The 2,200-nt window shown below is 73.8% G+C and carries 3 protein-coding genes and 1 pseudogene; all 4 read left to right on the top strand.

Going from position 1 to position 2,200, the window contains the following annotated elements; all coding sequences use genetic code 11:
• Nucleotides 1-130: pseudogene (locus FOE67_RS23430) on the top strand (6-phosphofructokinase); the annotation flags it as partial.
• 193 nt (nt 131-323) lie between these two features.
• A complete protein-coding gene (locus FOE67_RS23425; protein ID WP_182666830.1) occupies nt 324-806 on the top strand; it encodes a hypothetical protein in 483 nt (160 codons plus the stop codon).
• 77 nt (nt 807-883) lie between these two features.
• Complete coding sequence (locus FOE67_RS23420; RefSeq protein WP_182666829.1) at nt 884-1,273, top strand: hypothetical protein; 390 nt, start codon at nt 884-886, stop codon at nt 1,271-1,273.
• Between the two features lie 43 nt (nt 1,274-1,316).
• Nucleotides 1,317-2,135 carry an SPDY domain-containing protein gene (locus tag FOE67_RS23415; protein WP_182666828.1) on the top strand — a complete coding sequence of 273 codons (819 nt, stop codon included), beginning with the start codon at nt 1,317-1,319 and terminating at the stop codon, nt 2,133-2,135.
• The last annotated feature ends 65 nt before the right edge of the window (nt 2,136-2,200 follow it).

The raw sequence follows: 2,200 nt of genomic DNA, 5'->3' as shown, positions 1-2,200 counted from the left end.
CGACACGGCGGCGATGGTCGCCACCGAGGCCATAGACCGTCTGAAGACCACCGCCGAGTCCCACCAGCGGGTGATGGTCGTCGAGGTGATGGGCCGGCACGCCGGTTGGATCGCGCTGGAGTCCGGCCTGGACCCGCGCGCACCATCGCCCCGAGGACAAGGACGACCTGGCCGAACTGACCAACCGGGTCTGGGACCTGGATCTCGTCGCCGAGTCCCTGGCCGGCCATCCGCTGCGCCAGGCGGTCGTCCTCACCCGGCGGGACGGGGCCCGGCTGGCCGTCCTCGACCATCCTGGGTACGACGGCTTCCTCGTCGCCGCCGTGGCACCCGATGACCTTCCCCCGGAGGCGTTCCGGGGGATCCGCGAACCGGACGGCATCGCCGTGGGCGACGACCCGTTCCGCAGCGCCGAGCTGGTGACAGGCGACCTGTTGCCCCGCGTCGAAACCGCCCTTGCCCGGGTTCGCCACCACGCCGCGGGAGTCCGCCCCTCCCGACCGGACCGGGTGGTGTTGACCTGGCAGCCCGACGGCGACCTCGCAGCTTCCCCCGCCACCGAGGAAGCCGCCGACATCCTGGCCGCGCACGGGTTCGTCCGCGAGGAGAGCGGCATCCACCGTCTGAGCGGCGACGACACCGCCGTGCAGGCCCGCGCCGTGCGGGCACTGGGAACCCGGCTCGAAGCGTTGGGCATCGCCACGGCCTTGCAGCACCCTCCGGGCCGGATGCCTCCCTCCACCCTCCCGCCTGCGCCCGCGCCGGCCCCGGTCGGCCGTGGAGCCCAGAGCGCCAGGGGGCGATAAACCACCCCTCGGTCCCCGCGGCCGGTCGCACCCCACCCACCGTCCCGCCCACTGCTGCTTCGAAAACCGGGAGGCCCATGACCGACCCCGCCGGCGACGCGCTCGCCCTCGCCGAGGACATCGCCCAACGTCTCGGCCGACTGAACGACCACCTCACCCACGCCCCGCCGCACCGGGTCGCCCGCGTTCTGGGCACCGTCCTGGACGGCGACCGGGGAGCCTTGAGCCGGATGACCGAACTGCTCGCCACCGGCTCGTACTTCATCCGTCACCACGCCCGCACCGATGCCCTGCCTCCGGAGGTTCCGCTCGCCCTGGGCCGCGCCTGCAACCAACTGCACGACGTAAGCCTGGATCTCGACGAGCACCTGCCCGACCTGCGACGCCTCGCGGAACCTCCCACCGGCGCGCAGGCCCCCTCGGTGAAGCCGGGGGCCCGCGACATGGTCGTCAGGAGGCGCCGGTGAACACCCGACGCCGGGTTCGAAGCGAGCCGAGGGAGAGCTGCCGGTGCCCGTGACCGAGCGGCAGCTCGCCGCCTTCGCCGACACCCATCTGTGGCGCGTCCCCTTCGACACCTCCCCGCGCCATATGGCCGGTCCGGGGGACGACCGGCGCGTCACCCACGTCCTGGCCGCGGCCGGTTGGACTCCCGTCTCCGATCCGCTGGGTTCGGAGATCGTACTCAGCAGCCCGGACCACCGGCACAGCCTGCAGTTCGAGCCCCGGTCCTCCACCAGTGCCTGGTGGCGGCTGCGGGCGCAGCCCACCGACACCGAGCCGGGCTGGTACGCCGAATTCGGTGAACTCGTCCCCGCCGAGGTTCTCGCCGCTGTCGCGGAGGCCCTCGTTCTTCCCCAGCCCAGCGAACCGCAGGACCCCCTGACAGCGGCGAGGGACGCGGGCTGGGACATCGACACGCGCGGTGTGGCCGACTCCCCCGACCGCGCGTGCCGTATCGAACGGCTCCGTGAAGCGGACAGCACCACGGCCTGGTACGTGCGCGCCCACGACCCCTACCGCGGGCCCCAGGGACTCCGGTTGTGGCACGCCATGTTCGGGGCCCGGGCCCCCGAGCATCTGGTGCAGGCCTTCGTCACCGCCCTGGCCGACCCCGCCCCGGTCCAGCGGGGCATGCACGAGCGCACCGCCCACCCCGGCGTGACACAGGAGCCCAGCCCGCTGTCTCCACAGCAGGTGGTCGACGCCCACACCCAACGCATCCGAGCCCTCCGCACCCGGGCCCACGCCGCCCGCCGCCGCCCCGGACCCCGCACCGGCCCGGCCCCGGTGTCCTCGCCGTCTCCGCTCGGCGTCTCCCGGCGCTGACGGGGGCCGGGTACACGGGGCCGTTCCGGGAGAGGGAACGCCCCCTTGTCATCCCTCTCCCACAC

The sequence above is a fragment of the Streptomyces calidiresistens genome, from assembly GCF_014141525.1.
In the GTDB taxonomy this organism is placed as follows: domain Bacteria; phylum Actinomycetota; class Actinomycetes; order Streptomycetales; family Streptomycetaceae; genus Streptomyces; species Streptomyces calidiresistens.
Note: the sequence above shows the minus strand (reverse complement) of the source record. Positions and strands in the feature narration are given on the sequence as shown.

Coding starts and splice junctions, on each gene's coding strand:
- FOE67_RS23420 (WP_182666829.1), top strand. CDS start 884: ATGACCGACCCCGCCGGCGACGCGCTCGCCCTCGCCGAGGACATCGCC.